This is a genomic window from Azonexus sp. IMCC34839, from assembly GCF_047047955.1.
Lineage (GTDB): Bacteria > Pseudomonadota > Gammaproteobacteria > Burkholderiales > Rhodocyclaceae > Azonexus.
The window spans coordinates 2,872,508-2,895,476 of the sequence record NZ_CP150631.1 but is presented as its reverse complement, the minus strand read 5'-3'; the positions used below and the strand labels follow the sequence as shown (position 1 = coordinate 2,895,476).

At 63.0% G+C, this 22,969-nt stretch carries 23 protein-coding genes; 7 read left to right on the top strand and 16 right to left on the bottom strand.

The features are described from left to right. Nucleotides 1–54: 54 nt before the first annotated feature. The 4 genes from WIF35_RS14090 to WIF35_RS14075 form a co-directional block, all read right to left on the bottom strand. The gene (locus WIF35_RS14090; RefSeq protein ID WP_412478852.1) at nt 55–1,119 is read right to left on the bottom strand and encodes a sulfate/molybdate ABC transporter ATP-binding protein; all 1,065 of its coding nucleotides are present in this window, start codon (nt 1,117–1,119) and stop codon (nt 55–57) included. Further along, the gene (gene cysW / locus WIF35_RS14085; RefSeq protein ID WP_412478851.1) at nt 1,116–1,982 is read right to left on the bottom strand and encodes a sulfate ABC transporter permease subunit CysW; all 867 of its coding nucleotides are present in this window, start codon (nt 1,980–1,982) and stop codon (nt 1,116–1,118) included. Before cysW ends, WIF35_RS14090 begins: the two co-directional genes overlap by 4 nt. Continuing rightward, the gene (gene cysT, locus WIF35_RS14080) at nt 1,979–2,851 is read right to left on the bottom strand and encodes a sulfate ABC transporter permease subunit CysT (RefSeq protein ID WP_412478850.1); all 873 of its coding nucleotides are present in this window, start codon (nt 2,849–2,851) and stop codon (nt 1,979–1,981) included. Before cysT ends, cysW begins: the two co-directional genes overlap by 4 nt. A 90-nt stretch (nt 2,852–2,941) precedes the next feature. After that, nucleotides 2,942–3,937 carry a sulfate ABC transporter substrate-binding protein gene (locus WIF35_RS14075; protein WP_412478849.1) on the bottom strand — a complete coding sequence of 332 codons (996 nt, stop codon included), beginning with the start codon at nt 3,935–3,937 and terminating at the stop codon, nt 2,942–2,944. Nucleotides 3,938–4,106: 169 nt separating this feature from the next. Between WIF35_RS14075 and WIF35_RS14070 the strand changes: the two genes are divergently transcribed. Beyond that, complete coding sequence (locus WIF35_RS14070) at nt 4,107–4,673, top strand: OmpA family protein (protein ID WP_412478848.1); 567 nt, start codon at nt 4,107–4,109, stop codon at nt 4,671–4,673. Nucleotides 4,674–4,741: 68 nt separating this feature from the next. Here WIF35_RS14070 and WIF35_RS14065 read toward each other — a convergent pair whose 3' ends face one another. After that, entirely contained in the window at nt 4,742–4,930 is a 189-nt protein-coding gene (locus WIF35_RS14065; protein ID WP_412478847.1) for a hypothetical protein, read from the bottom strand. 198 nt (nt 4,931–5,128) lie between these two features. On the opposite strand from WIF35_RS14065, the gene WIF35_RS14060 reads away from it, so the two are divergent. Beyond that, nucleotides 5,129–5,347 (top strand): DUF3079 domain-containing protein, encoded by a 219-nt coding sequence (locus WIF35_RS14060; protein WP_412478846.1) that lies wholly within the window; start codon nt 5,129–5,131, stop codon nt 5,345–5,347. An 81-nt stretch (nt 5,348–5,428) separates the two neighbouring features. On the opposite strand, the gene WIF35_RS14055 is transcribed toward WIF35_RS14060, so the two are convergent. Next, nucleotides 5,429–6,631 carry an ammonium transporter gene (locus WIF35_RS14055; protein WP_412478845.1) on the bottom strand — a complete coding sequence of 401 codons (1,203 nt, stop codon included), beginning with the start codon at nt 6,629–6,631 and terminating at the stop codon, nt 5,429–5,431. A 156-nt stretch (nt 6,632–6,787) separates the two neighbouring features. After that, the gene (locus WIF35_RS14050; protein ID WP_412478844.1) at nt 6,788–7,987 is read right to left on the bottom strand and encodes a murein transglycosylase A; all 1,200 of its coding nucleotides are present in this window, start codon (nt 7,985–7,987) and stop codon (nt 6,788–6,790) included. Nucleotides 7,988–8,033: 46 nt separating this feature from the next. Here WIF35_RS14050 and WIF35_RS14045 point away from each other — a divergent pair, with 46 nt between their 5' ends. Together WIF35_RS14045 and WIF35_RS14040 are read left to right on the top strand one after the other, a co-directional pair. Then, the gene (locus WIF35_RS14045; RefSeq protein WP_412478843.1) at nt 8,034–8,921 is read left to right on the top strand and encodes an ATP-binding protein; all 888 of its coding nucleotides are present in this window, start codon (nt 8,034–8,036) and stop codon (nt 8,919–8,921) included. Next, the gene (locus WIF35_RS14040; protein WP_412478842.1) at nt 8,918–9,862 is read left to right on the top strand and encodes a Nudix family hydrolase; all 945 of its coding nucleotides are present in this window, start codon (nt 8,918–8,920) and stop codon (nt 9,860–9,862) included. Before WIF35_RS14045 ends, WIF35_RS14040 begins: the two co-directional genes overlap by 4 nt. A 4-nt stretch (nt 9,863–9,866) precedes the next feature. Here WIF35_RS14040 and WIF35_RS14035 read toward each other — a convergent pair whose 3' ends face one another. Genes WIF35_RS14035 through WIF35_RS14015 form a run of 5 tightly spaced genes read right to left on the bottom strand, consistent with a single transcriptional unit; the run spans nt 9,867 to nt 13,664 of the window. Next, nucleotides 9,867–10,076, bottom strand: a complete 210-nt coding sequence (locus tag WIF35_RS14035) for a DNA gyrase inhibitor YacG (protein WP_412478841.1) — start codon at nt 10,074–10,076, stop codon at nt 9,867–9,869. Beyond that, complete coding sequence (zapD, locus tag WIF35_RS14030; protein ID WP_412478840.1) at nt 10,076–10,834, bottom strand: cell division protein ZapD; 759 nt, start codon at nt 10,832–10,834, stop codon at nt 10,076–10,078. Before zapD ends, WIF35_RS14035 begins: the two co-directional genes overlap by 1 nt. Before the next feature lie 58 nt (nt 10,835–10,892). Beyond that, entirely contained in the window at nt 10,893–11,516 is a 624-nt protein-coding gene (coaE, locus tag WIF35_RS14025; protein WP_412478839.1) for a dephospho-CoA kinase, read from the bottom strand. Beyond that, nucleotides 11,513–12,295 carry an SPOR domain-containing protein gene (locus WIF35_RS14020; protein WP_412478838.1) on the bottom strand — a complete coding sequence of 261 codons (783 nt, stop codon included), beginning with the start codon at nt 12,293–12,295 and terminating at the stop codon, nt 11,513–11,515. Before WIF35_RS14020 ends, coaE begins: the two co-directional genes overlap by 4 nt. A 4-nt stretch (nt 12,296–12,299) precedes the next feature. After that, nucleotides 12,300–13,664, bottom strand: a complete 1,365-nt coding sequence (locus tag WIF35_RS14015) for a TrpB-like pyridoxal phosphate-dependent enzyme (protein ID WP_412478837.1) — start codon at nt 13,662–13,664, stop codon at nt 12,300–12,302. A 185-nt stretch (nt 13,665–13,849) separates the two neighbouring features. Between WIF35_RS14015 and WIF35_RS14010 the strand changes: the two genes are divergently transcribed. From WIF35_RS14010 to WIF35_RS14000, 3 genes are all read left to right on the top strand, one after another. After that, nucleotides 13,850–14,401: a DOMON-like domain-containing protein gene (locus WIF35_RS14010; RefSeq protein WP_412478836.1), complete on the top strand. Its 552-nt coding sequence runs from the start codon at nt 13,850–13,852 to the stop codon at nt 14,399–14,401. Then, a complete protein-coding gene (locus WIF35_RS14005) occupies nt 14,398–15,618 on the top strand; it encodes an exo-beta-N-acetylmuramidase NamZ domain-containing protein (protein WP_412478835.1) in 1,221 nt (406 codons plus the stop codon). The genes WIF35_RS14010 and WIF35_RS14005 overlap by 4 nt, the downstream gene beginning before the upstream one ends. Nucleotides 15,619–15,746: 128 nt before the next feature. Continuing rightward, on the top strand, nt 15,747–18,842 hold the full coding sequence (locus WIF35_RS14000; protein WP_412478834.1) for a PhnD/SsuA/transferrin family substrate-binding protein: 3,096 nt from the start codon (nt 15,747–15,749) through the stop codon (nt 18,840–18,842). Here WIF35_RS14000 and WIF35_RS13995 read toward each other — a convergent pair. Genes WIF35_RS13995 through ftsY form a run of 4 tightly spaced genes read right to left on the bottom strand, consistent with a single transcriptional unit; the run spans nt 18,822 to nt 22,948 of the window. After that, nucleotides 18,822–20,429, bottom strand: coding sequence for an FAD-dependent oxidoreductase (locus WIF35_RS13995; protein ID WP_412478833.1), 1,608 nt, complete (start codon nt 20,427–20,429; stop codon nt 18,822–18,824). The genes WIF35_RS14000 and WIF35_RS13995 overlap by 21 nt on opposite strands. Then, the gene (ftsX, locus tag WIF35_RS13990; protein WP_412478832.1) at nt 20,422–21,321 is read right to left on the bottom strand and encodes a permease-like cell division protein FtsX; all 900 of its coding nucleotides are present in this window, start codon (nt 21,319–21,321) and stop codon (nt 20,422–20,424) included. Before ftsX ends, WIF35_RS13995 begins: the two co-directional genes overlap by 8 nt. After that, nucleotides 21,318–21,968 carry a cell division ATP-binding protein FtsE gene (locus WIF35_RS13985; protein ID WP_412478831.1) on the bottom strand — a complete coding sequence of 217 codons (651 nt, stop codon included), beginning with the start codon at nt 21,966–21,968 and terminating at the stop codon, nt 21,318–21,320. The genes ftsX and WIF35_RS13985 overlap by 4 nt, the downstream gene beginning before the upstream one ends. 5 nt (nt 21,969–21,973) lie before the next feature. Further along, nucleotides 21,974–22,948 carry a signal recognition particle-docking protein FtsY gene (gene ftsY, locus WIF35_RS13980; protein WP_412478830.1) on the bottom strand — a complete coding sequence of 325 codons (975 nt, stop codon included), beginning with the start codon at nt 22,946–22,948 and terminating at the stop codon, nt 21,974–21,976. Nucleotides 22,949–22,969 lie beyond the last annotated feature (21 nt).

Genomic DNA, 22,969 nt, shown 5'->3' with positions numbered 1-22,969 from the left:
AGCCAGAAATTCAGCCGCCTGGGCTCGCCTCATCGGCAAGCCCCCGCCGCTGGATCAAAACAGGAAAGGCTGTTTTTCGGTCGCCGCCAGCGGCTGCCGGTCGGCCCCGAAAACCTTCATCTGCCGTGGCCGGAACCAGACACTCTGACCAACCGCCAGTTGCAACGCCTCGTGCCGCTCACGCGACAGCTCGACCTCGACGATCTCGCTTTGATGCAGCAACTCGACACGCACAACCGGACCGATCGGATGCACATGCTGGACGCTCGCCTGGAGTGCCTCCTCCAACGGCTGGTGAGCGATCTCGATATCGTGCGGACGCACGAAGGCCGTGCTGCCGCTACCAGAACCACGCTCGACCTCGGCATAACCATCCTGCACCCGGCTATGGAAAACATTCACATTACCGAGGAACTGATAGACGAAGGGCGAGGCCGGGTTGGAGTAAACCTCGTCCGGCGAACCGATCTGCTCGATCTTGCCGTGGTTCATCACGACAACGCGGTCGGCCACTTCCAGCGCCTCTTCCTGATCGTGCGTCACGAAGACCGAGGAAATGTGCATCTCGTCGTGCAAACGGCGCAACCAGCGGCGCAGTTCCTTGCGCACCTTGGTATCGAGCGCACCGAAAGGTTCGTCGAGCAGTAGCACCTTGGGCTCGACAGCCAGCGCACGGGCCAGGGCGATACGCTGACGCTGGCCGCCGGAGAGTTGCGACGGATAGCGGTCGGCCAGCCAGTCGAGCTGAACCAGCCCCAGCAACTCCATGACCTTGCGCTTGATCTCGGCTTCGCTCGGGCGCTCCTTGCGCGGTTTGACGCGCAGGCCGAAAGCCACGTTCTCGAAGACCGTCATGTGGCGGAACAGGGCGTAATGCTGGAAGACGAAACCGACATTGCGCTCGCGGGCATGCAGGTGCGTCGCCTCGGCGCCGGAGAACAGGATGTCGCCCTGATCTGGCGTTTCCATGCCAGCGATGATGCGCAGCAGCGTGGTCTTGCCGCAGCCCGAGGGACCGAGCAAGGCAACCAGCTCGCCGGTCGGGATGTCGAGGTTGATGTTGTCGAGCGCGACGAAGTTGCCGAAGCGCTTGGCGATGTTGCGGATTTCGATACTCATGACGTCTTCTCGGCCGGCAGGTCGGCAGTCAGCATTTCGGTTTCCTTGCGCATGCGCCATTCGACGACGGTCTTGGCGACCAGCGTGACGAGTGCCAGCAAGGCAAGGACGGAAGCGGCGGCAAAAGCGCCTATGGCGTTGTATTCGTTGTAGAGGATTTCGACGTGCAGGGGCAGCGTGTTGGTCTCGCCGCGAATGTGGCCGGAAACCACCGAAACCGCGCCGAATTCGCCCATGGCCCGGGCATTCGACAGGATCACGCCGTAGAGCAGGCCCCATTTGATGTTCGGCAGCGTGACGCGCCAGAACATCTGCCAGCCCGACGCACCGAGCGAAACGGCGGCTTCTTCCTCATCCTTGCCCTGCGACTGCATCAACGGGATCAATTCGCGAGCGATGAAGGGGAAGGTAATGAACAGCGTGGCGATGATCATCCCCGGCACGGCGAAGACGATCTTGATCTCATGAGCACTCAGCCACTCGCCAAAATAGCCTTGCGAGCCGAAGAGCAGGATGAAAATCAGGCCCGCCACGACCGGCGACACGGCGAACGGCAAATCGATCAGCGTAATCAGCAGGCTCTTGCCCTTGAAGTCGAACTTGGCGATGGCCCAGGCGGCAGCGACGCCAAACAGGATGTTGAAGGGCAACACGGCCAGCGCGATCAGGATGGTCAGCCAGATGGCCGAACGGGTTTCCGGCTCCTGCAATGCCTCCAGGTAGAGCGGCAGGCCTTGGGCCAGGGCCTCGGCAAACACGGCGATCAAGGGCAAGCCCAGGAAAAAGAAGAGGAAGCCGAGACCAACCGTCAGCAGGGTGTAACGAACCCAGGTCGGCTCCTGCGTAGCGCGGGTCGATTTCATTGTGCACCTCCCGCCTTGCCGGCAGCGACTTCCAGCGGCTCGCTGTTCTTGTGCCGGTTGGCGGCCCACCATTGCAGCACGTTGATGACCAGCAACAGCACGAAGGAAATGGCCAGCATGACCACCGCCAAGGCGGTTGCACCGAGGACGTCGTATTGCTCCAGCTTGGAGATGATCAACAGCGGCACGATTTCGGAAATCAGCGGCAGGTTGCCGGCGATGAAGATGACCGAGCCGAATTCACCGAGCGCGCGGGCAAAGGCCAGCGCGAAGCCGGTCAGCAGGGCCGGGCCAATCGCAGGGAAGATGACCTTGGCGAAGGTCTGCCAGCGCGAGGCGCCGAGCGAGGCCGCCGCCTCTTCGACCTCGGTTTCGATATCCTCGATCACCGGCTGCAGCGTGCGCACGACGAAAGGCAGCGTGATGAAAGTCAGCGCCACGACGATACCGAGCGGCGTGTAGGCGACCTTGAAGCCGAGCGGTTCGAGATGCTTGCCCAGCCAGCCGTTGCCGGCATAGAGCGTGGCCAGCGTGATGCCGGCTACCGCCGTCGGCAGCGCGAAGGGCAGATCAACCAGGGCATCGACGAAACGCTTGCCGGGGAAGGAGTAGCGCACCAGGATCCAGGCAACGATCAGACCGAAGAAGGCGTTAATGCCCGCCGCCAGCAACGACGATACGAAGGTCACGCGGAAGGCGGCGAGCGAACGCTCGCCCAGCGCGATATCGATGATCTGCGCGAAACCGAGCTGGGATGACTTGAGGATCAGCCCACCGAGCGGCAGCAGGATCAGCAGCGACAGGTAGACCAGCGTATAGCCCAGCGCCAGGCCGAAGCCGGGCAATACGCGTTGAGTTTTGACGGTCATGGTTTTTGGCTAAATTTGGCTGTGCACCGCAGCAGTCTAGCCGGAACGGGACATTTCCGTTCCGGCCGGGGCGGCGTGCAACTCGTCCGGTTACTTGGCGACGTAAATCTGATCGAAGCTGCCGCCATCCTTGAAGTGGGCGGCAAAAGCCTTGTTGGCACCGCCAAACACCTCATCCACGGTGAAGGTCTTCACCGGCGGGAAGAAGCTGGCGTACTTCTTCAGCAACTCGGCATCGCGCGGCCGCAGGTAGTTCTGCGCGGCATTCTCCTGCCCTTCCTTCGACCACAGGTAGTCGAGGTAGGCCTTGGCTTGCGTGCGGGTGCCCTTCTTATCCACCACCTTGTCGACGATGGCGACCGGAAATTCGGTCTGCATGGTCAGGCTGGGATAGACCACCTCGAAGTTACCCTTGCCGAATTCCTTGGCGATCATCTCGGCCTCGGATTCGAAGGTGATCAGCACATCGCCCAGGCCACGCTGCATGAAGGTGGTGGTGGCGTCGCGGCCACCTGCGGCGAACAGCGGAGCATTCTTCAGCAACTTGCCGAGGAACTCCTGCGCCGTCTTGTCGCTACCACCCGACTGCTTGAGCGCCCAGGCCCAGGCCGACAGATAGGTGTTGCGGCCGTTGCCGGTGTTTTTCGGGTGCGGCACGATGATCTGCACGCCCGGTGCGATCAGGTCGCCCCAATCCTTCAAGCCCTTGGGGTTGCCCTTGCGCACGATGAAGACCATGGCCGAGGTATAAGGCGAGGCATTGTTCGGGAATTTCTTGGCCCAATCCTTGGCGACCAGGCCTTTCTCGGCCAGAAACTCGATATCGTTGGCCTGATTCATCGTCACCACGTCGCCTTCCAGGCCGTCGGCCACGGCACGCACCTGCTTCGACGAACCGCCGTGCGATTGCTTCAACTCGAGGCTTTCGCCGGTCTTGGCCTTCCAGTATTTCTGGAACATCGGGTTGTAGTCCTTGTACACATCGCGCGCCACGTCGTACGAGACGTTGAGCAGGGTCGCATCGGCGAACGCGGTGCCGGCGAGCAGAGTAAGCGCAAAAACAGAAAGAGTACGGCGCAAGAACATGATGGGATGCCTCCTATTACAGTGCTCGCTAATTTATCCGGAGCCGTTATAACCACAAAGACAAAAACCGAATTTGTTTATAACCAATCCACAGCCAACCATGCGAAGCTATTCCTCGGCGCGGCGAGCGGCTATCATTCGACATTCCTTTAGACGCCGAAATTCCACGATGCGCGCCAAGCTGATCGCCACCCTGCTCTGTTCCGTCATCCTTACCGCCTGCTCGACCAAGGGCACCATCCCGCCAAGCAAGCACATTTCGCAGAGCGGCCCGCTCAAGGTACACCCCGGCCTGCTCGGCGAGGCCGTTCCCACCGAATTGCAGGAACCGGCCGGCGACACCAAACCCGTTGCGAAGGAAGCGCCCGCCGAAGAGAAGGCGCCTGTTGCCAAGGACTCAGCAACCTTGCCGGATCAGCGCAGTATTTATTTCGATTACCGTAGCGCCGATATCAAGGCCGATGCCGAACCCATCCTCAAGGCCCATGTCCGCTACCTGGCAGCCAACCCCCAAGCCCGCGTGCGCATTGAGGGCAACGCCGACGAACGTGGCACGGCTGAGCGCAACAAGCAGCTCGGCGCCCAACGCGCGGAAAATGTACGCTCCGCGCTGGTTGCTGCCGGCGCCAGCGAAAAACAAATCAGCGTGAAATCCAACGGTGAAGCCAAGCCCAAGGCCTCTGGCCACAACGAGGAATCGTGGGCGGAGAACCGCCGCGCCGACTTCGTCTATTAAGAAGCGCTCCACCGAAAAAACAAAAGGCCACCGAAAGGTGGCCTTTTCATTTGCTGCCCGCGGCTAGGTCAGGTTTCATGACCTTCCTTGATCGTCCGGACGCTGACGACTTCGCGCGCCCATTCGGTCAACGAAATCTCCACCACTCGCGGCAAGCGCCGTTCTACCGTCTTGCGCCGTTCCCGCCATCCGCTAGGCGGCCCATCCTCCGAGATACGACGGTCTTCACCGGAGCGCTTTTCCTTGCCCCTTGTCATTGCTCGGCCTCCAGACAACTAATGAATCGAAGTGGAAATCCACTCCTTTGGTCATAGTTTAGGGCATCCCCGAAAGGGCGGCAGTGAAATAAATCACGACTTTCTCCAAGCCACGATGGAACGTCTCACCAAGGCAACGACTCCGTATGCTCCGTATCAAAGTCGTTGGCTTGCCTTGCCCCTAAAATTGCTTCCGCCATGGCAAAGAAATTTCCTCTCCACCCTAAACACCCCGAGCGCATCTGCTGGGGATGCGACAAATACTGCCCGGCAAATTCGTTGCAATGCGGCAATGGCTCTGGCCGCACCCAACACCCCGCTGAGATGCTGGGCGACGAATGGTACCAGTGGGGTGACTGGGGCATCGAGGATGGCGAAGATCCATCTGCGAAACCCACGCCAAGCGGCGAAATATAAAAAGCCCCGCATAAGCGGGGCTTTGCTGAGCAGGGAAGACAAACCCCTGGCGCACTGGCCGCGCAACGGCCGAGTTGAGCCTTACCAGTTCGGCTCGCGCTCAGGGGTTGCCGTGATCTTGTGGATACTCAAGTCGGCACCTTCGTACTCCTCTTCCTGATCGAGACGCAGGCCAAGCGCAGCCTTCAGACCACCGTACACAATCGTGCCACCGACCAAGGCAACGACGATAGCCAAGACGGTCATGATCAGCTGCGGCATGAAGGCGACACCACCGGCACCGCCCAAGGCCTTGCTGCCGAAGATACCAGCCGCGATCCCGCCCCAGGCACCGCATAGGCCGTGCAGCGGCCAGACACCGAGCACGTCATCGACCTTCCAGCGATTCTGGGTCAGCGTGAACATGAACACGAACAGGGCGCCGGCGACACCGCCAACGACCAGAGCACCAATCGGGTGCATCAAGTCGGAACCGGCACAAACCGCCACCAAGCCGGCCAAGGGACCGTTATGCACGAAGCCCGGGTCGTTCTTGCCCAGCACCAATGCCACGAGGGTTCCACCGACCATGGCCATCAGCGAATTCAGCGCCACAAGGCCGGAAATCTTGTCCAGGGTCTGGGCGCTCATCACATTGAAGCCGAACCAACCCACGGTCAAAATCCACGCCCCGAGCGCCAGAAAGGGGATCGATGAGGGGGGGTGGGCGGACATCCGGCCATCCTTGGTATATCGACCGTAGCGGGCGCCGAGCAGCAACACGGCCGGCAGGGCGATCCAGCCGCCCATGGCATGGACGACGACGGAGCCGGCAAAATCGTGGAACTCCTCGCCGAAGGTTGCCTTCAGCCAGGCCTGGATGCCGAAGTGCTGGTTCCAGGCAATCCCCTCGAAGAAGGGATAAACGAAGCCGACCAGGAGAAAGGTCGCCATCAGTTGCGGATGAAACTTGGCACGCTCGGCGATGCCACCGGAAATGATGGCCGGAATCGCCGCCGCAAAGGTCAGCAGGAAGAAGAACTTGGTCAGTTCAAACCCGTTTTGCGCCATCAGCGTATCGACGCCGGAGAAGAAATTCACCCCATAGGCGATGCCGTAGCCGATAAAGAAATACGCCACGGTAGACATGCCGAAATCGGTCAGGATCTTGACCAGGGCATTGACCTGATTTTTCTTGCGGACGGTACCGACTTCGAGGAAGGCGAAGCCGGCATGCATGGCCAGCACCATGATGGCGCCGAGCAGGATGAACAATACGTTGCTACTGGATTGGTAAGTTTCCATGGGACCCCCAAACAAAGGACCCCGCGACAAAAGCAAGCACCATTCCAGTGCGCAACAATTGTTTCAAATCAGTGCGTTGCAAATTACATATCGACACAAAGCGCACCTTTAACGTGCAATAAATATACAAATGCCTCTTAACGGTGCATCAATGCATCACTTCGGAGCAGCCTCAGGAGGCAACAGCACCCACATGCGCCCGCTCTGCTTCATGCGCCCGGCCTGCTCGCCGGCCTCCTTGCCGAAGCCCCAGAAAAAGTCCGCACGCACCGCCCCCTTGATGGCCCCGCCCGTATCCTGGGCCATGACCAGGCGGTTTAGCGGTGTCGTCGAATTTGGCCGCGTCGTGGCCAGGAAAACCGGGGCACCCAAGGGTACCGAACGCGGATCGATGGCAATACTACGCTCGGCCGTCAGCGGCACACCGAGCGCACCGACCGGCCCTTCCTTGCTATTGGGCTGCTCTCGGAAGAAGACATAGCTCGGATTGGCGTTCAGCAAGTCATCGAGACGCGCCGGGTTGGCCCGCGCCCAGGCCTGGATGCCCTGCATCGATGCCTCTTCCAGTTTCAGTTCGCCACGCTCGACCAGAACGCGCCCGATCGATTGATAAGGATGACCGTTCTGGTCGGCGTAGTTTAGGCGGACCATGCTGCCGTCGGGCAGACGAACGCGACCGGACCCCTGCACCTGCAGGAAGAAGAGTTCGACGGCATCGTCCACATAAAGCAGCGTCTTGGCCGGCAACTGCTCCCCCTTGGCCGAGATTTCGGCACGCGACCAATACGGCAGGACCTTGTTGCCTTCGAGGCGGCCACGCACGCGCTTGTCCTTCAACTCGGGGAAAACCGCCGACAAATCGATCGTCAACAGGTCGTCCGGCACACCGCGCACCGGCTGCTCAAAACCCTTGGTGCGAACCCGGCTGCCGCGCAGTAGCGGCTCGTAGTAGCCAGTGACCATGCCGCTCCCCCCCTCACCATTGGAGATGGCATAGGGTCGCAGATGCTGTTCGAAGAAGCGGCGAGCATCGATGCCCGGCTTGTCGGCCGCACGCGCCAATTCGCAGACGCGCTTCCAGGCCGGACCATGCGCCTTGCTGGCCATGCCGCGACAGGACTGCAGAAAGACAGGCCAGGCCGCATTGACATCATCGTCAGTCCAACCCGGCAAGTCGCTCCAATTGACCAGCGTCAGCGTGCGCGAGAATGCAGGCGTAACCGGCGGTGTCGGCGCCGGACAGGTCGGACAGGCAGCGCAGGGCGGGCAGGAGACGACGGGCGGCGTAGGCGGCACGGTCGAACAACCGGCCAGCAGGACGAGGGACAGACAGAGGGCAGCTTGGATTTTTCGCATGGCTTTCGCTAGAGTTCGCACTTTGCCGCAAAGTATACCTGCCGCCATGCTCGAACCCACCCAACTGGAGCGTCTGCTCGCCCGTGCCGAAACCGTGCTCGGCCGCCTCGAAGCCATCCTGCCGACGCCACCGCTCGCTCCCGCCTGGGAATCCGCCGTTGCATTCCGCTGGCGGAAGCGCGACGGGCGTGGCTGGCTGCAGGCGGTACGCCATCCGCACCCCATCCGCCTGTCCGACCTGACCAACATCGACGACCAGAAGGAACGCATCGTCGCCAATACGCGCCAGTTCGTCGCCGGCAAGGGCGCCAACAACGTGCTGCTGACCGGCGCGCGCGGCTCGGGAAAGTCTTCGCTGGTCAAGGCGGTGCTCAACGAATACTCCGTCAAGGGCCTGCGCCTGATCGAAGTGGACAAGGACGACCTTACCGACCTGGCCGACATTGTCGATTTGCTTGAAGGCCGCCCGGAGCGCTTCATCATCTTCTGCGACGACCTCTCTTTCGAAGCCGGTGAGACGGCTTATAAAGCGCTCAAGTCCGTGCTTGACGGTTCGGTCGCTGCCCCGCCGGACAACGTGCTGATCTACGCCACCTCCAACCGACGCCACCTGATGCCCGAGTATTTCTCGGAGAATCTGGAGACGCACCGCGTGGACGATGAAATCCACCCCGGCGAAGCGACGGAGGAGAAGATTTCGCTGTCGGAACGTTTCGGCCTGTGGATTTCCTTCTACCCGTTCAGCCAGGACGACTACCTGGCCATCACCCGCTACTGGCTGGCCGAACTCGGCGTCGCCGCCGACAAGATCGAAGCCTGCGAACGCGAGGCGCTGAACTGGGCTCTCAGCCGCGGCTCACGCTCTGGCCGGGTTGCCTGGCAGTTCGCCCGCGATTTCGCCGGCCGTCACGTCAAGGCGAAAAAGAAGCAATGAGCAAGATTGTCGAAGTGGCCGCTGCTGTCATGCTGCGAGCCGACAGCAGCGAATTCCTGCTCGCCCAGCGCCCGGAAGGCAAGGTCTACGCCGGCTATTGGGAATTCCCTGGCGGCAAGGTCGAGCCTGGCGAAAGCGTGCGTGACGCGCTGATCCGCGAGTTGCAAGAAGAGTTGGGCATCACCGTTACCGCCTGCTCGCCATGGCTGACCCGCCAATTCACCTACCCGCACGCGACCGTGCGTTTGAACTTCTGGCGCGTCACGGCATGGACCGGCGAGATCGGGATCACTGCGCCGCTCGAGCATGCTGCGGTGCACTGGCTAAAAACCGGAAAAACCGCCGATGTCGCCCCCATCCTGCCGGCCAACGATCCCATCCTGAAGGCACTGGCGCTGCCGACGCAGATGGCCATCACCAATGCCGAACAGGAGGGTGTCGAACGCCAGCTCGAACGTCTGGAAGAAGCCCTGCACGCCGGACTGCGCCTGATCCAGTTACGCGACAAGACACTGAGCCCGGCCCATCGTCTGTGGTTCGCCGAAGCCGTGATGCAACTGGCGCGCAGTCACGACGCCCTCGTCGTGGTCAATGACGATGCCGAATTGGCCCAACGCATCGGCGCTGCCGGCCTGCATCTATCGGCAACTACGCTGAGCACCTGCAAAGAGCGCCCGGACTTCGCCTGGGTCGGCGCCTCCTGCCACAGCACGGAGGAAATCGCCCACGCCGGCGAACTCGGCCTGGATTACGCCCTGCTTGGCCCCGTGCTGGCAACGCCAACGCACCCGGACAACCCCGGCCTCGGCTGGGCGGAGTTTGCCCGGCTGACCGCCGGCAACACCCTGCCGGTGTTCGCGCTCGGCGGCATGCGCCCGGACATGCTGGGCGAAGCGCAACAGCAAGGCGCGCACGGCATCGCCCTGATGCGCGGCTGGTAAAACCTTAGCCCTTGGGAGTATCGGGGAAGTCGAGGCCGGGTGCGCCGGCCTCGTCGTCGCTGACCTGGCCGGCGATGCGATAGCTATCGTTGGCCCAGCAACCGAGGTCGATCTGTTTACAACGTTCGGAGCAGAAGGGGCGCCAGGAATTTTCCGGCGACCAGAGGGATTCTCCACCGCACTGCGGGCAGCGGACCTTGCGTACGGTGGCCATTACAGATTACAGAAGGTCAGTTCGAAATCGACATCGCGCTCACAACCACGGGCCTTGATTTCGCCGGCCGGTGGCTTGGTGAAGCGGATATTCAGGAAATACTTGTTGGCGCTGACTTCCGGGATGGCCTGCTCTTCGGTATCGACTGTCACGCGCACCATCTGGGCGGAACTGCCGCTCAGGTTGAGCTGGAACTGACCATTGACCGCGGTATGCGCCTTCGGCCGACCGCTGGAACGCAGCAGGCGTAGCACGATGGCAGCAGCGTCGATCAGCGGCAGCATCGGCGCCGTCCACTCGGACAAAACCTGACGCCGCGTCTCTGTGGAACGATGCAACCACCAGTGGTAGGACGGCAGATCGAATTCGCAAACACCGCCGGGAATCGCCGCCCGGCTCTTGATGCTCATCAGCCAGTCGTTATCGCGCAGGTACTGACCAATCTTGCCATGCATGGCGAGCAGAGCGGCCGAGGACTGTTCGATTTCGTAAAGTGCACCGGACAGTGCCTCTTCGGAAATTTCCGGGTTGTTGCGGAAAGCGAGCAGGGTCTGGCGTTGGCGCTCGAGTTCCTGGATCAGGTCCATCTTGAGATCGGCGCGACTGGCCACCTCAAGAATCTCGAACAAGGCCAGCAAGGCGGTGTGGTGTTCAAGCGCGCCATCGAGCTGGGCAAAATAAGCCGTTTTCTCGAACAGATCCTCGAGCCGCAGCAATGTGCGTATCCGCTCGTTAAAAGGATATTCGTAAGTGATCACTCGACCGCGCCCAGAGTAGCGAAAATTTCTTTAATTCTGAGCCATTTGCAAGTAAATCTCAACAGGCGGCTTTAACTTTTTCGGCCGAAAGTTGCATATATTTCACATTCAGCGCCTTGATCTGCGCCAAAAGTTCGCCCAGCCCCGCCGAATTGACGATGACATCGTCTGCCAGCGCCAGGCGCTGCACCCGACTGGCCTGACTGGCCATGATGGCCTGAACCTCTTGTTCACTCAATCCGCTGCGTGCCATCACCCGTTCGATCTGCAATGCCTCCGGACAATCGACCACGGCCACGCGGTCGTAGAAATCACGATAAGCGCCGGTTTCGGCCAGCAGGGGAACGGCCAGGATCACGTAGGGGGCAGCGCTTTCCCGGCAACGCTGAGTCGCCAGTTGGCGGATCAGCGGATGCAAAATCCCCTCCAAGCGCTTCTTCGCTTCAGGTTGTGCGAACACGAGGCGACGCATGGCGGCGCGCTCGAGCGCCCCGTCCTGAGTCACGACCTCGCTCCCGAAAGCTTCTCTTATCGCCGCCATGGCCGTCCCACCCGGCCCGGTCAACTCGTGGGCGATGGCATCGGTATCGACCAGGCCGGCACCTTCGGCGACGAACAAATCGGCCACGGTGGACTTGCCGCTGCCGATCCCCCCAGTCAGCCCGACGACGAACGCACTCACTGGCAATCGGCCGCCGTCGCCTTGGGCAAGGCACCGCTTGCCGCCGTAACGACCGTCTGGCGCACGGCACTGCCACGCGCCTCCAGCGTGATCGAGCCATCCTTGCCTGGACGCGGCGTCAGCTTTGCCGAACGTACACCCTTGCCCTTGAGTTCGGCCAGACGCTCCTGAGCCCCTTTTTCGCTGGAGAACACACCCAGCGAAATGGCAAAACGATTCGGCCCGTCCTGAACAGTGAAGTAATCCGTCACGCCCAGATTGCGCAACTCGCTGGCCTTTTTGTCAGCCTCGGACTTACCGGCCAAAGGCGGGATATAGACCCACCAACCGCTCACTTCGGCATCAACCGCCTTGCGGCTGAGTTTGAGCTTGGCGAAGCGCTCGCCGAACACGGCCGTCAGACGGTCGGCCTCGGCGACACTGAGGTGTTCCCAGGCCAGACAGAGACTTGCCGCCGCTTCTTCCTTGCCCTCCTTCACCTCCTTGGGAGGCACCTCCTTCGTCTCCGGCTTGGCATCGTTCTTTGCCTCCGGCTTCGGCGCGATCTCGGGCGTTGGCACTGCCTCACCGGCAGGCGCAGCTGGAACCGAAGCCGCCGTTTCGCTTTCCTTGGCCGCCCCCGCCGCCGGTTCGCCACGGGCGACGATGCGGATGCTGTCCGGCTTCACTTGCTGCTCGACGCGCCCGGCATCGGGATTGTCGGCATGGCCGAAATAGCCCTGGCTGAAGGCGTAGAAAAGCAGATTGGCGACGACGAGGAGGAAGATCAGCGCTTTCACCGGATCAGCCCACCTTCGGCAGATGCTTCAGCGACTCGGCGATGGCCTCCGACGGGTACTCGTAATCTTCCAGCTTGCCGGAGAAATACTTGTCGTAGGACGCCATGTCGAAGTGACCGTGGCCAGTCAGGCAGAACAGGATGGTCTTGGCTTCGCCGGTCGCCTTGCAACGCAGCGCCTCGTCGATGGCGGCGCGGATAGCGTGACAGGATTCCGGGGCCGGGATGATGCCTTCGGCGCGGGCGAACTGCACGCCGGCTTCGAAAGTCGCCACCTGCGGCACGGCCACCGCTTCCAGCAGCTTCTCGTGGAAGAGCTGCGAGACCAGCGGCGAATCGCCGTGGTAGCGCAGGCCGCCGGCGTGAATACCCGGCGGCATGAAATCGTGGCCGAGCGTGTACATCTTCATGATCGGCGTGTAGCCGGAGGCATCACCGTAATCGTAGGTATAGGCGCCCTTGGTCAGCGTCGGGCACGAAGTCGGCTCGACGGCGACGCAGCGCAGGTTGGCCGCGCGCTTGTCGCCGGCCGCCTTGTCGGCCAGGAAGGGGAAGGCGATGCCGCCGAAGCTGGAACCGCCACCGCAGGGCCCGAAGATCACGTCCGGATAGAGGCCGATCTTGTCGAACTGCTTCTTGGCTTCGAGGCCGATCACGGTCTGGTGCAGCAGCACGTGGTTGAGCACGGAGCCGAGGGTGTAGCAGGTATTCGGATCGGCTGCGGCTTCCTCGACAGCTTCCGAGATAGCGAGGCCGAGCGAGCCTTCGCAGTTCGGATCGGCGGCTAGCGCGGCGCGGCCGGCGTTGGTCAGGTTGGTCGGGCTGGCAAAGACTTCGGCGCCCCAGGTCTGCATCATCGAGCGTCGGAATGGCTTCTGCTCATAACTGACCTTGACCATGTAGACACGGACCGGCAGGCCGAACATCTGGCCGGCGTAGGAAATCGACGAACCCCACTGACCTGCGCCGGTTTCGGTCGTCAGCTTCTTGGTGCCGGCCAGCTTGTTGTAATAGGCCTGCGGCACGGCGGAGTTCGGCTTGTGCGAACCGGCGGGCGAGACGCCTTCATATTTGAAGAAAATCTTGGCCGGCGTGCCGAGGGCCTGCTCCAGGCGTAGCGCGCGACAAAGCGGGGCGGGACGCCACTGGGCGTAGATCTGGCGCACTTCTTCCGGAATCGGAATCCAGCGCTCGGCCGACATTTCCTGCTCCAGGATCGGTCCGGGGAAAATCGCGCCCATCGCCTCCGGCGGTACCGGATTGCCGTCCGGCCCGAGCGGTGGGGCCGGCGGGTTGGTCATGTCGGCAACGACGTTGTACCAGTGGGTGGGGATTTCTTCTTGTTCGAGGTTGATGCGTAGCGGTGTCATTTCTGTTCTCTCTCCCTTCGGGGCGGTGCCCGCGAAGCCGGTAAATTACTCCAAAAGCCGCCCCTCACCAAGGGTCTGCGCCGTCGCCGGATTCGGTTTTTGCCCTTTTTGGCCGGTGCACCGCAGCAGTCGCGGCGACAAGCAGGTAAAGTACGCGCTACCCGAGATTCAACGACAATTTCATCGTGCCCGACCGCCTGCCCCTGCCGCTCGTTTGCCACCCGGCCCGCCCTTGCGCCCATGCGCTGGAGGTCAGCGCCGAGGCCTGCCGCGACAATGCGGGCGACATCATGCTGCGCTACCACGTCGTCGCCCCGCGCGACATGCTACGCATTCCACCCGCCCAACCCGCCGGCCCGGCCGACAACCTGTGGCAGACGACCTGCTGCGAGGCTTTCATCGCCCTTCCCGGCGCCGATGACTACCTCGAATTCAACCTGTCGCCCTCCGGGCAATGGGCGGCCTATCGCTTCGAGCGCTATCGCCAGCGCGACATGGCCTTTGCGCCAGCGGCCGCGCCGATCATCGACTTCGCCCCTACCCCCGACGGCTTCACGCTGCTCGCCCGTCTGCCCGCCGCCTTGCTGCCCGCCGGCGAACTCGCGGTCAGCCTGACCGCCGTCATCGAAACCGCCGACGGCGACAAGAGCTACTGGGCGCTGAGCCACGCCGGCGAACAACCCGACTTCCATCTGGCGCAGAGTTTCACGCTGCGCATCCCTCCCGACACGCCATGACCCAGACCATTCAATTCGGCATCGACCGCCTGCTCGCCGACTCCGAACTGCGCCGCCCGCTGGCCGGCCGCCGCCTCGCCCTGCTCGCCCACCCGGCTTCGGTCACCGCCGACCTGACGCACAGCCTCGACGCGCTGGCCGCCTGCCCGGACCTCAAGCTCTCCGCCGCCTTTGGCCCGCAGCACGGCATCAAGGGCGACAAGCAGGACAACATGGTCGAGTCGCCCGATTTCGTCGATCCGCAGCACGGCATTCCCATCTTCAGCCTGTATGGCGAAGTGCGCCGGCCTACCGACGCGATGATGGACACATTCGATGTGCTGCTCGTCGACCTGCAGGACCTCGGCTGCCGCATCTACACCTTCATCACCACGCTGCGCTACGTACTCGAAGCTGCGGCAAAGCACGGCAAGTCGGTCTGGGTGCTCGACCGCCCCAACCCCGCCGGCCGGCCGGTTGAAGGCCTGACCCTGCGCGAAGGCTGGGAAAGTTTCGTCGGTGCCGGCCCGATGCCGATGCGCCACGGCCTGACCATGGGCGAACTCGGTCAGTGGTTCATCGATCAATTGCAGCTCGACGTGGACTACCACGTCATCGAAATGCAAGGCTGGCAGCCCGACGCCGCCCCCGGCCACGGCTGGCCGCTCGGTGAGCGAACCTGGATCAACCCCAGCCCGAACGCCCCCAACCTGTGGATGGCCCGCGCCTACGCCGGCACCGTCATGCTCGAAGGCACGACGCTCTCCGAAGGACGGGGCACGACGCGTCCGCTGGAAATTTTCGGCGCGCCGGACATCGACGCCAAGGCGATCATCGCTGACATGCAGGCGCTCGCCCCGCACTGGCTCAAGGGCGGCAAACTGCGCGAAATCTGGTTCGAGCCGACCTTCCACAAGCATTCCGGCAAGCTCAACCACGGCGTGCAGATCCACTGCGAAGGCCCCTACTACGACCATGCCGCCTTCCAGCCCTGGCGCATCCAGGCGCTGGCCTTCAAGGCGATCCGCCGGCTTTATCCCGATTACCCGCTGTGGCGCGACTTCGGTTACGAATACGAATTCGACCGCTTGGCCATCGACCTGATCAACGGCTCGCCGCTGTTGCGCGAATGGGTCGATAACGCCAGCGCCACACCCGCCGACTTGGACCAACTGGCCAGCGCCGACGAAAGTGCCTGGTTGGCCGCTCGCCAGGCCTATTTGCGTTATCGCGGCTAGGCCATTTCAAGCGACAGCTGTACGGAAAATCAGACAAATCCGAACAGCATCAAAAATTTGCTGTGCATCGCGTTAGGGGATTGCTAATATGGCAAAACTAATAGCCCCTTTCCGACTCAGGGATCATCGTGGCCGCCCTCTCCAGGAATGCCTACGTCCGTGCGCTGCAATGCCTCGTCGCCTGCTGGCTGATCTGGGCGCAGGTCGTGCTGGCGGCTACGCCATCCCCGAGCGATGATAGCAAGGCGGTCCGGTTCGGCGTGCTCGCCTTCCGCCCCAAGCCGGAAACCCTGGTCCGCTGGCAGCCGCTGGTCGACTACCTGAACGCCGCCAAGCTGGGGCGACGCTTCGAACTGCAAGCCCTGACCTACCCAGAGCTGGACGAAGCGGTCCGCAACAAGCAAGTCGACATCGTTCTCACCCAACCGGCCCATTACATCCAGCTCACCTACCGCGAAGGCCTGTACTCGCCGCTCGCCACCCTGGTCGAGCTCGACGGCGACCAACCGCTCGCCACCTTCGGCGGGGTCATTGCCGTACTGAATGATCGCCACGACCTGAGCACCCTCGACGACCTGCGCGGCAAACGCATTGCCAGCAGTTCGACCAGCTCCCTCGGCAGCTACCAGATGCAGGCTTACGAGTTGAAAAAACGCGGCATCCACCTGCCGGCCGATGCCCGCCTGATCGAAACCGGGCAACCCCAGGACAAGGCAATATATGCGGTGCTCAACCGCCAGGCCGATGCTGCCTTCGTCCGTAGCGGCATCCTCGAGGCGATGCAACGCGAAGGCAAGCTGGAAGCCTCGCGCCTGCGCGTGCTCAATGCGCAGACGATCGCTGGCTTTCCATTGCAAACCTCCACCCCCCTCTATCCGGAATGGCCGCTGTCGGCCATGCCCTGGGCCGATCCGGCCCTGTCGCGCCGCGTCGCCTCGGCCATACTCGCCATCCCGCATGGCAGCCCTGTCCTCAAAGCATCGAAAGTTCACGGCTTCAACATCCCCGGCGACTACCGCCCGGTGGACGAGCTGATGCGCGAACTGCACCTGCCGCCCTTCGACCGAGCCCGTGAAGTCACCGCCCGCGATATCTGGGAGCGCTACTCGACTGCCGCCGTCGTTCTGCTGCTCTTGGGCTTGACTGCCTTGAGCGTATTCACCGGCGCCTTGCTCACAACCAACCGTCGCCTGGACGAGGAACGCATCCGCAACGACCGGGCTATGCAGCAGTTGTCCGCCGCCGAAGCCCGCTTCCGGGCCATTTTCGAAAATGTCGATGCCCTGGCCATCCAGGGATACAGTGCGGATGGCACAGTGCGCTACTGGAACAGCGCTTCGGCCCGCATCTATGGCTATAGCGCCAGCGAAGCGATCGGTGCCTCGCTCTACGACCTGATCATCCCGCCCGAGATGCTCGACGACGTCAAACGGGCGGTCGCCTGGATGTTCGACAACCGTTGCGGCGTCCCTGCCGGACGCCTGCCCTTGAAGCGCAAGGATGGCAGCGTCGTCGACGTCTACTCCAGTCACACGGTGATCGAAACGAGCGACCATGGCCCGATGATGTTCTGCCTGGATATCGACCTGACCGATCTGGTCAAGGCCGAACAGGCCCTGAATGCCAGCCGAGCCTACCAGCACCTGATCCTGCAGGCGCTGGGCGAAGGCGTCTATGGGACGGACAGCGAAGGCGTGTGCACCTTCATCAACCCATCCGCGTTGGCCATGCTGGGATTCTCGGAAGACGAAGTGCTGGGCCAGGATGAGCATTTCCTCTTCCATGACCGCAAACCGGACGGCAGCCCCTACCCGGCCGACGACTGCCCAATTCGCAAGACCGCCCGCGATGGTTTGACGCGGCGGCTTGAAGAATGGTTCTGGCGCAAGAATGGGGAAGGCTTCCCGGTGCGCCTGACGGTTTCGCCGTATTGGCGTGACGGAACCCTGGCCGGCACGGTGATCGCCTTTTCCGACATCAGCGAAAACCGACGCATCGCCGAGGAATTGGCCGGACACCGCGAGCATCTGGAAGAGCAGGTCCGCCTACGCACCAATCAGCTCGAACAGGCACGCCTGGCCGCCGAAGCCGCCAACCAGGCGAAGAGCGCCTTCCTGGCCAACATGAGCCATGAGATCCGCACGCCGATGAACGCCGTGCTCGGCATGGTGCACCTGCTACGCCGCGACAAACCGACAGCCGAACAGCTCGAACGCCTCGACAAGATCGACCACGCGACACAACACCTGCTCAGCGTCATCAATGACGTGCTCGACATTTCCAAAATCGAAGCCGGAAAGCTGGTCCTTGACGAGGCACCGGTCAAGGTCGACGAACTGCTCGATCGTGTCACCGTCGTGCTGGGTGAAAAGGCTCGGGACAAAGGCCTCGAACTGCGCATCGAGGCCGATCCGATCGACGTACCGCTGGTCGGCGACCCGATGCGGATCACCCAGTGCCTGATCAACTATGCCGGCAACGCGATCAAATTCACTGAGCGGGGCAGCATTACCCTTCGGGTGCGCAGCCTGGCGGCCGAGCCCGAGGGTTTGCGCCTGCGCTTCGAGGTCGAAGACACCGGCATCGGCATTCCCGACCGCGCACTCGACAAGCTGTTCGGCCTGTTCGAGCAGGCCGACAACTCGACGACCCGGCGCTTCGGCGGCACCGGACTCGGCCTCGCCATCACGCGCCGCCTGGTCGAACTGATGGGCGGCTCGGTCGGCGTCCAGAGCTGCCTGGGCGAAGGCAGCCGCTTCTGGTTCACCTTGCCGTTGCGCTATGGCGATACGGCGCACGAAGCCTTGCGTAACAGTCTGGTCGGCCTGCCGGCCAACAGTATCCAGCAGGCCTTGTCCGGTCACCACGTCCTGATTGTCGAGGACGAACCGATCAATAGTGAAATCACCCGCGAACTGCTCGCCGATTTTGGCGTCACGGCCGATTGCGCCGAGAACGGTATCGAAGCGCTGGAGATGATCGAGCGGCATCCTTACGACCTGGTGCTGATGGACATGCAGATGCCGGAAATGGATGGCCTCGAAGCCACCCGGCGCATGCGGGCCGATCCGCGCTATGCCGCCACGCCTATCGTCGCTATGACCGCCAATGCCTTCGCCGAAGATCGCGCCCGTTGCCTGGCGGCCGGCATGAACGACTTCATCGCCAAACCGGTCGATCCGGACGACCTGAAGATGGCTCTGTTACGCCTTCTTGCCAAGTAAGGCCAAGACCCGCTCAGCCGCCACGACGCCGCGATACTGCGCTTCCTCGAACAAGGAAAAACCGGATAGGTCGGCGTGGGCCAATTGCAGGCGTGCATGACTGAAATCGGCCAGCCGCTCGCGCGCACTGCCGAACAGGCTGCCCACCGTCGGCCGCCGCATGGCGTGGCCATTACGCCAGACATCGAGGCGCGTGCATAGCCGGCGGATATCCGGATGCACGATCTCCAGCTCCGACAGGATCGCCTCGGCCCAGGCATGCTGTGGTGTCTCCAGCAGCAGCCGACGCCCCTCGGCCGGCGCGACGTCGTCGAGCGCCCGGTAATACGTCAACACCGTGCCCTCGACATGCCGCCGCAACAACTGGTGCGTGGCACTGATATAACCGAGCCCCTTGCTGTCGTAGAGCACGTTGTCCCAACTGGGTGGCGCGCCATGTCTTTCCTGCGGAAAAGCGGACAGATGCAGGTTGGCCGTCAGCCAGGGCGCGTAATCGCCGGCCTGCACCGCCTCCCTCAGCGCCTTAGGCATCTCCGGCCAGACGCGCGGCAGCACGAAAGCCGGCGCCGCCCAGATGATCTGGCGGGCTTCGAGACGAACGGTTTTTGCCCCAAATGCCACGTGCACCGCAGCAGTACCCCCTTCGACACTCAGACGGGTCACGAAAGCATCGGTCACCACACGGTCGCCCGCTTTTTGTGCCAGGGCTCTGGCTAGCCAGGCATTGCCCTCCGGCGCCGTCAGTACCGCATCGCTCGCCGCATTGGCCGCCTCGCCGTTGCGGCAGGCGAAGTAATGCAACCCGGCCCAGGCCGAGGTTTGCGCATGCGAAGTCCCGTAATCGTCACGACAGGCGTAGTTGGCCAACCAGTGCAGGCTGGGCGCAGTAAAGCCGTTGTCGTTCAGCCACTGCGCGAAGGAAATCCGGTCCAGAGCCCGCCACTCGACATCCCGACTGGACAAGGCCATGGGCAACGCGAAGACCCGGCGGCCATCGCGCCCGACTTCACGTTTCAAGAGCTCCACCCGCTCCTGAAATTGCTTCTGCTGCGCCCGCTCTTCGGCATCCAGGCCGCGGTGCGGCAGCAGCCCCTCCTCCCAAAGACCGTGGCGGAACACCCGCTCCTGTGGCGTGGCGCACAGGTAACGCTCGTCGTAGGTCGGCCTGTGCGCTGCCGGATCGCCCTGCAACACGCCGGTCTCGGCCAGCAACTCACGCACCCAGACCGACTCCCGCGTCGGCAAGGGCAGGTAATGCGCTCCCCAGGGATAAGCCGCGACGGCACTCTGCCCGGCGCGCGAATTGCCGCCCGCCTCGCCTTCCATCTCCAGCACCAGGAAATCGTCGATACCGGCCTTGGCCAGGCGCCACGCCGCCGACAACCCGGAAATACCGCCGCCGACGATGATGACGCCCGTGCGCCGTGTTTCGCTCGGTTCGGTGAAAACGCCGTCGCGCAGGCGGTGCCCGAGAGTGAAGGAAGGGCCGAGCAATTCGCCCGACGGCAAGGCCGGCTTGCCGGCCGGCGCACAACCGCTCAGGGCAGCTGCGCCGAGGATTTGCAGGAAGCTTCGCCGGCTAGTCAAACTTGCGCAGGGAGAGGCTGACCGACAGCTGGGCGCCGACCCAGCCGAGCAGCGCACCGACGGCAGCCAAGGCGCCGACTTCGAACGCCCCCGGCGGCTTCAGTCCATAGCTGCCGCCATAAAGGGCGGCCAGTTCGGCAACCGGCCCGGCCAGCAGGCGCAAGCCGCCGAGCACCAGGGCGCCGGCGAACAAGCCGCCAAACAAGCCCTGCAGGGCGCCAAAATACTGAAAGGGGCGGCGGATGAACGTATCGGTCGCGCCGATCATGCGCGCCACCTCGATCTCGGCGGCCTGCGCCATGACCTGCAGGCGGATGGTGTTGAAGGTGACTGCGATCAGGCCGGCGGCGAACAGCCCGGCCAGCATGGTCAATGCCAGTTTGCCCAGCTTGAGGAAGGCGTCGAAGCGCTTGACCCAGGCCGAGTCGAGCTGCACATGTGCCACCTTCGGCCAGCCGGACAACTCCTTGCGCAACACTTCCAGCGCTTCCGGCTCGGTGTTGGTCGGTTCGACGATGAAGGCATCGGGCAGCGGATTGCGCGGCAGGCTGGCAACGATTTCGGCCATGCCCTCGCTCGCCTGCATACGCTTCAGCGCCTCTTCCTTGGCGACAAAACGCCACTTGCCGTTGGCGAACTGGCGCAGACGTGTTTCGATCTCGCCGACATCCTTGCGCGTCGCCTCGACGGTCATGAAGACGCTGATCTGCTGCACGCCCGAGGCGTTACGGCCGAGATCGCGCAGGTTGTCGAGCACGACGTAGCCGAAACCGGGCAGAGTCAGGGCAATGCCGATGGCGAGCAAGGAAAGCAGCGTGTTGAACGGTGTCGCCCACAGGCGGCGGAAGGCCATGGCCAATGCAGCGCGGTGTTGGGAAAGCCAGGCGTTCATACCACTCTCCCGTGATCCAGGCGCAGCACGTTCGGGTGGTAACGCTCGATCCAGGTCTGGTCGTGCGTGGCGACCACGATGGTCACGCCGACCCGATGGAAGTCGGCGAAGATTTCGAGAATCTCGGTCGCCGAAGCGGCATCGAGGTTGCCCGTCGGCTCGTCGGCCAGCAGCACGGTCGGGCGATTGACCACGGCGCGGGCGATGGCCAGACGCTGCTGCTCGCCGCCGGAGAGCGCGATCGGGTTGGCCTTTTCGCGGGCCAGCAGGCCGACCTTGTCGAGCGCCGCCTGGCCGCGCCGCACGGCCTCGCGATGCGGCAGGCCGGCAATCTGCAGCGGCAACAGCACGTTATCGAGGGCGCTGCGGTCGAATAGCAGTTTCTGGTCCTGGAACACCAGGCCGAAATGGCGGCGCACGTAAGGCAGCGCATTGCGGCGCAGGGCAGCGAGGTTCTGACCGTTGACCACCAGGCTGCCCGAAGTCGGCCGCTCGATGGTGGCGATCAGTTTGACCAGCGTGGTCTTGCCGGCGCCGGAATGCCCGGTGATCAGCACCATCTGCCCCTGCGAGATATCGAAGCTGACGTCGCGCAGCGCCTCGTAGCCGCCGGGGTAGCGCTTGGTCAGGTTGCTGGCGACGATCATGGGGCTTATTCGAACAGGGCGTCGACGAAGTCTTTGGCGGAGAAGGGACGCAGGTCGTCGATCTGCTCGCCGACGCCGATGAAACGGATCGGCTTCGGACACTGGCGAGCGATGGCAGCAACGACGCCGCCTTTGGCCGTGCCGTCGAGCTTGGTAACGACCAGGCCGGTGACGTTGATCGCCTTGTCGAAGGCCTTTACCTGCATCAACGCGTTCTGCCCGATATTGGCATCGAGCACGAGCAGGGTCTCATGCGGGCCGGTCGGATCGATCTTCTGGATGACGCGGCGGACCTTGGCAATTTCTTCCATCAGGTGCAACTGGGTCGGCAGGCGACCGGCCGTGTCGGCCAGCACGATGTCGATGCCGCGCGCCTTGGCGGCGGCGATGGCGTCGTAGATCACGGCGGCCGGATCGCCCGACTCCTGGGCGATGACGGTCACGTTGTTGCGCTCGCCCCAGGTCTGCAACTGCTCGCGGGCCGCGGCGCGGAAGGTGTCGCCGGCAGCCAGCAGCACGCTCTTGCCCTGATTCTGGAAATACTTGGCCAGCTTGCCGATGGAGGTCGTCTTGCCGGCGCCGTTCACGCCCGCAATCATGATCACGAAAGGGTTGTGCGTCGTGTAGTCAAGCGGCTGTTCGAGCGGCTGCAGGGTTTCGAGTAGGGCATCGGCCAGCGCTTTCTGGATGGCTTCCGGCGTTTCCAGCTTGTCGCGCTTGGCCGCCTTCTTCAATTCGTCGAGCAGGTGCGTGGTCGCCTCGATGCCAACATCCGAAGTCAGCAGCAGGGTTTCGAGTTCTTCGAGCAGTTCGTCGTCGACCTTGCCGCGCGAAAAGATGGATTTGAGCTTACCGCCCCACTGGGCACGCGTCTTGGCCAGGCCCTTAAACAGGCGCTCGCGCCAGGAGGGAGCCGCCGCGCTTTCGGCCGGCGCCGCGGCTTGCGGCTCGGGCGTGGATTTTTTCAGGAAACTGAACATGGAAATTTGTGGTCTTAAGCC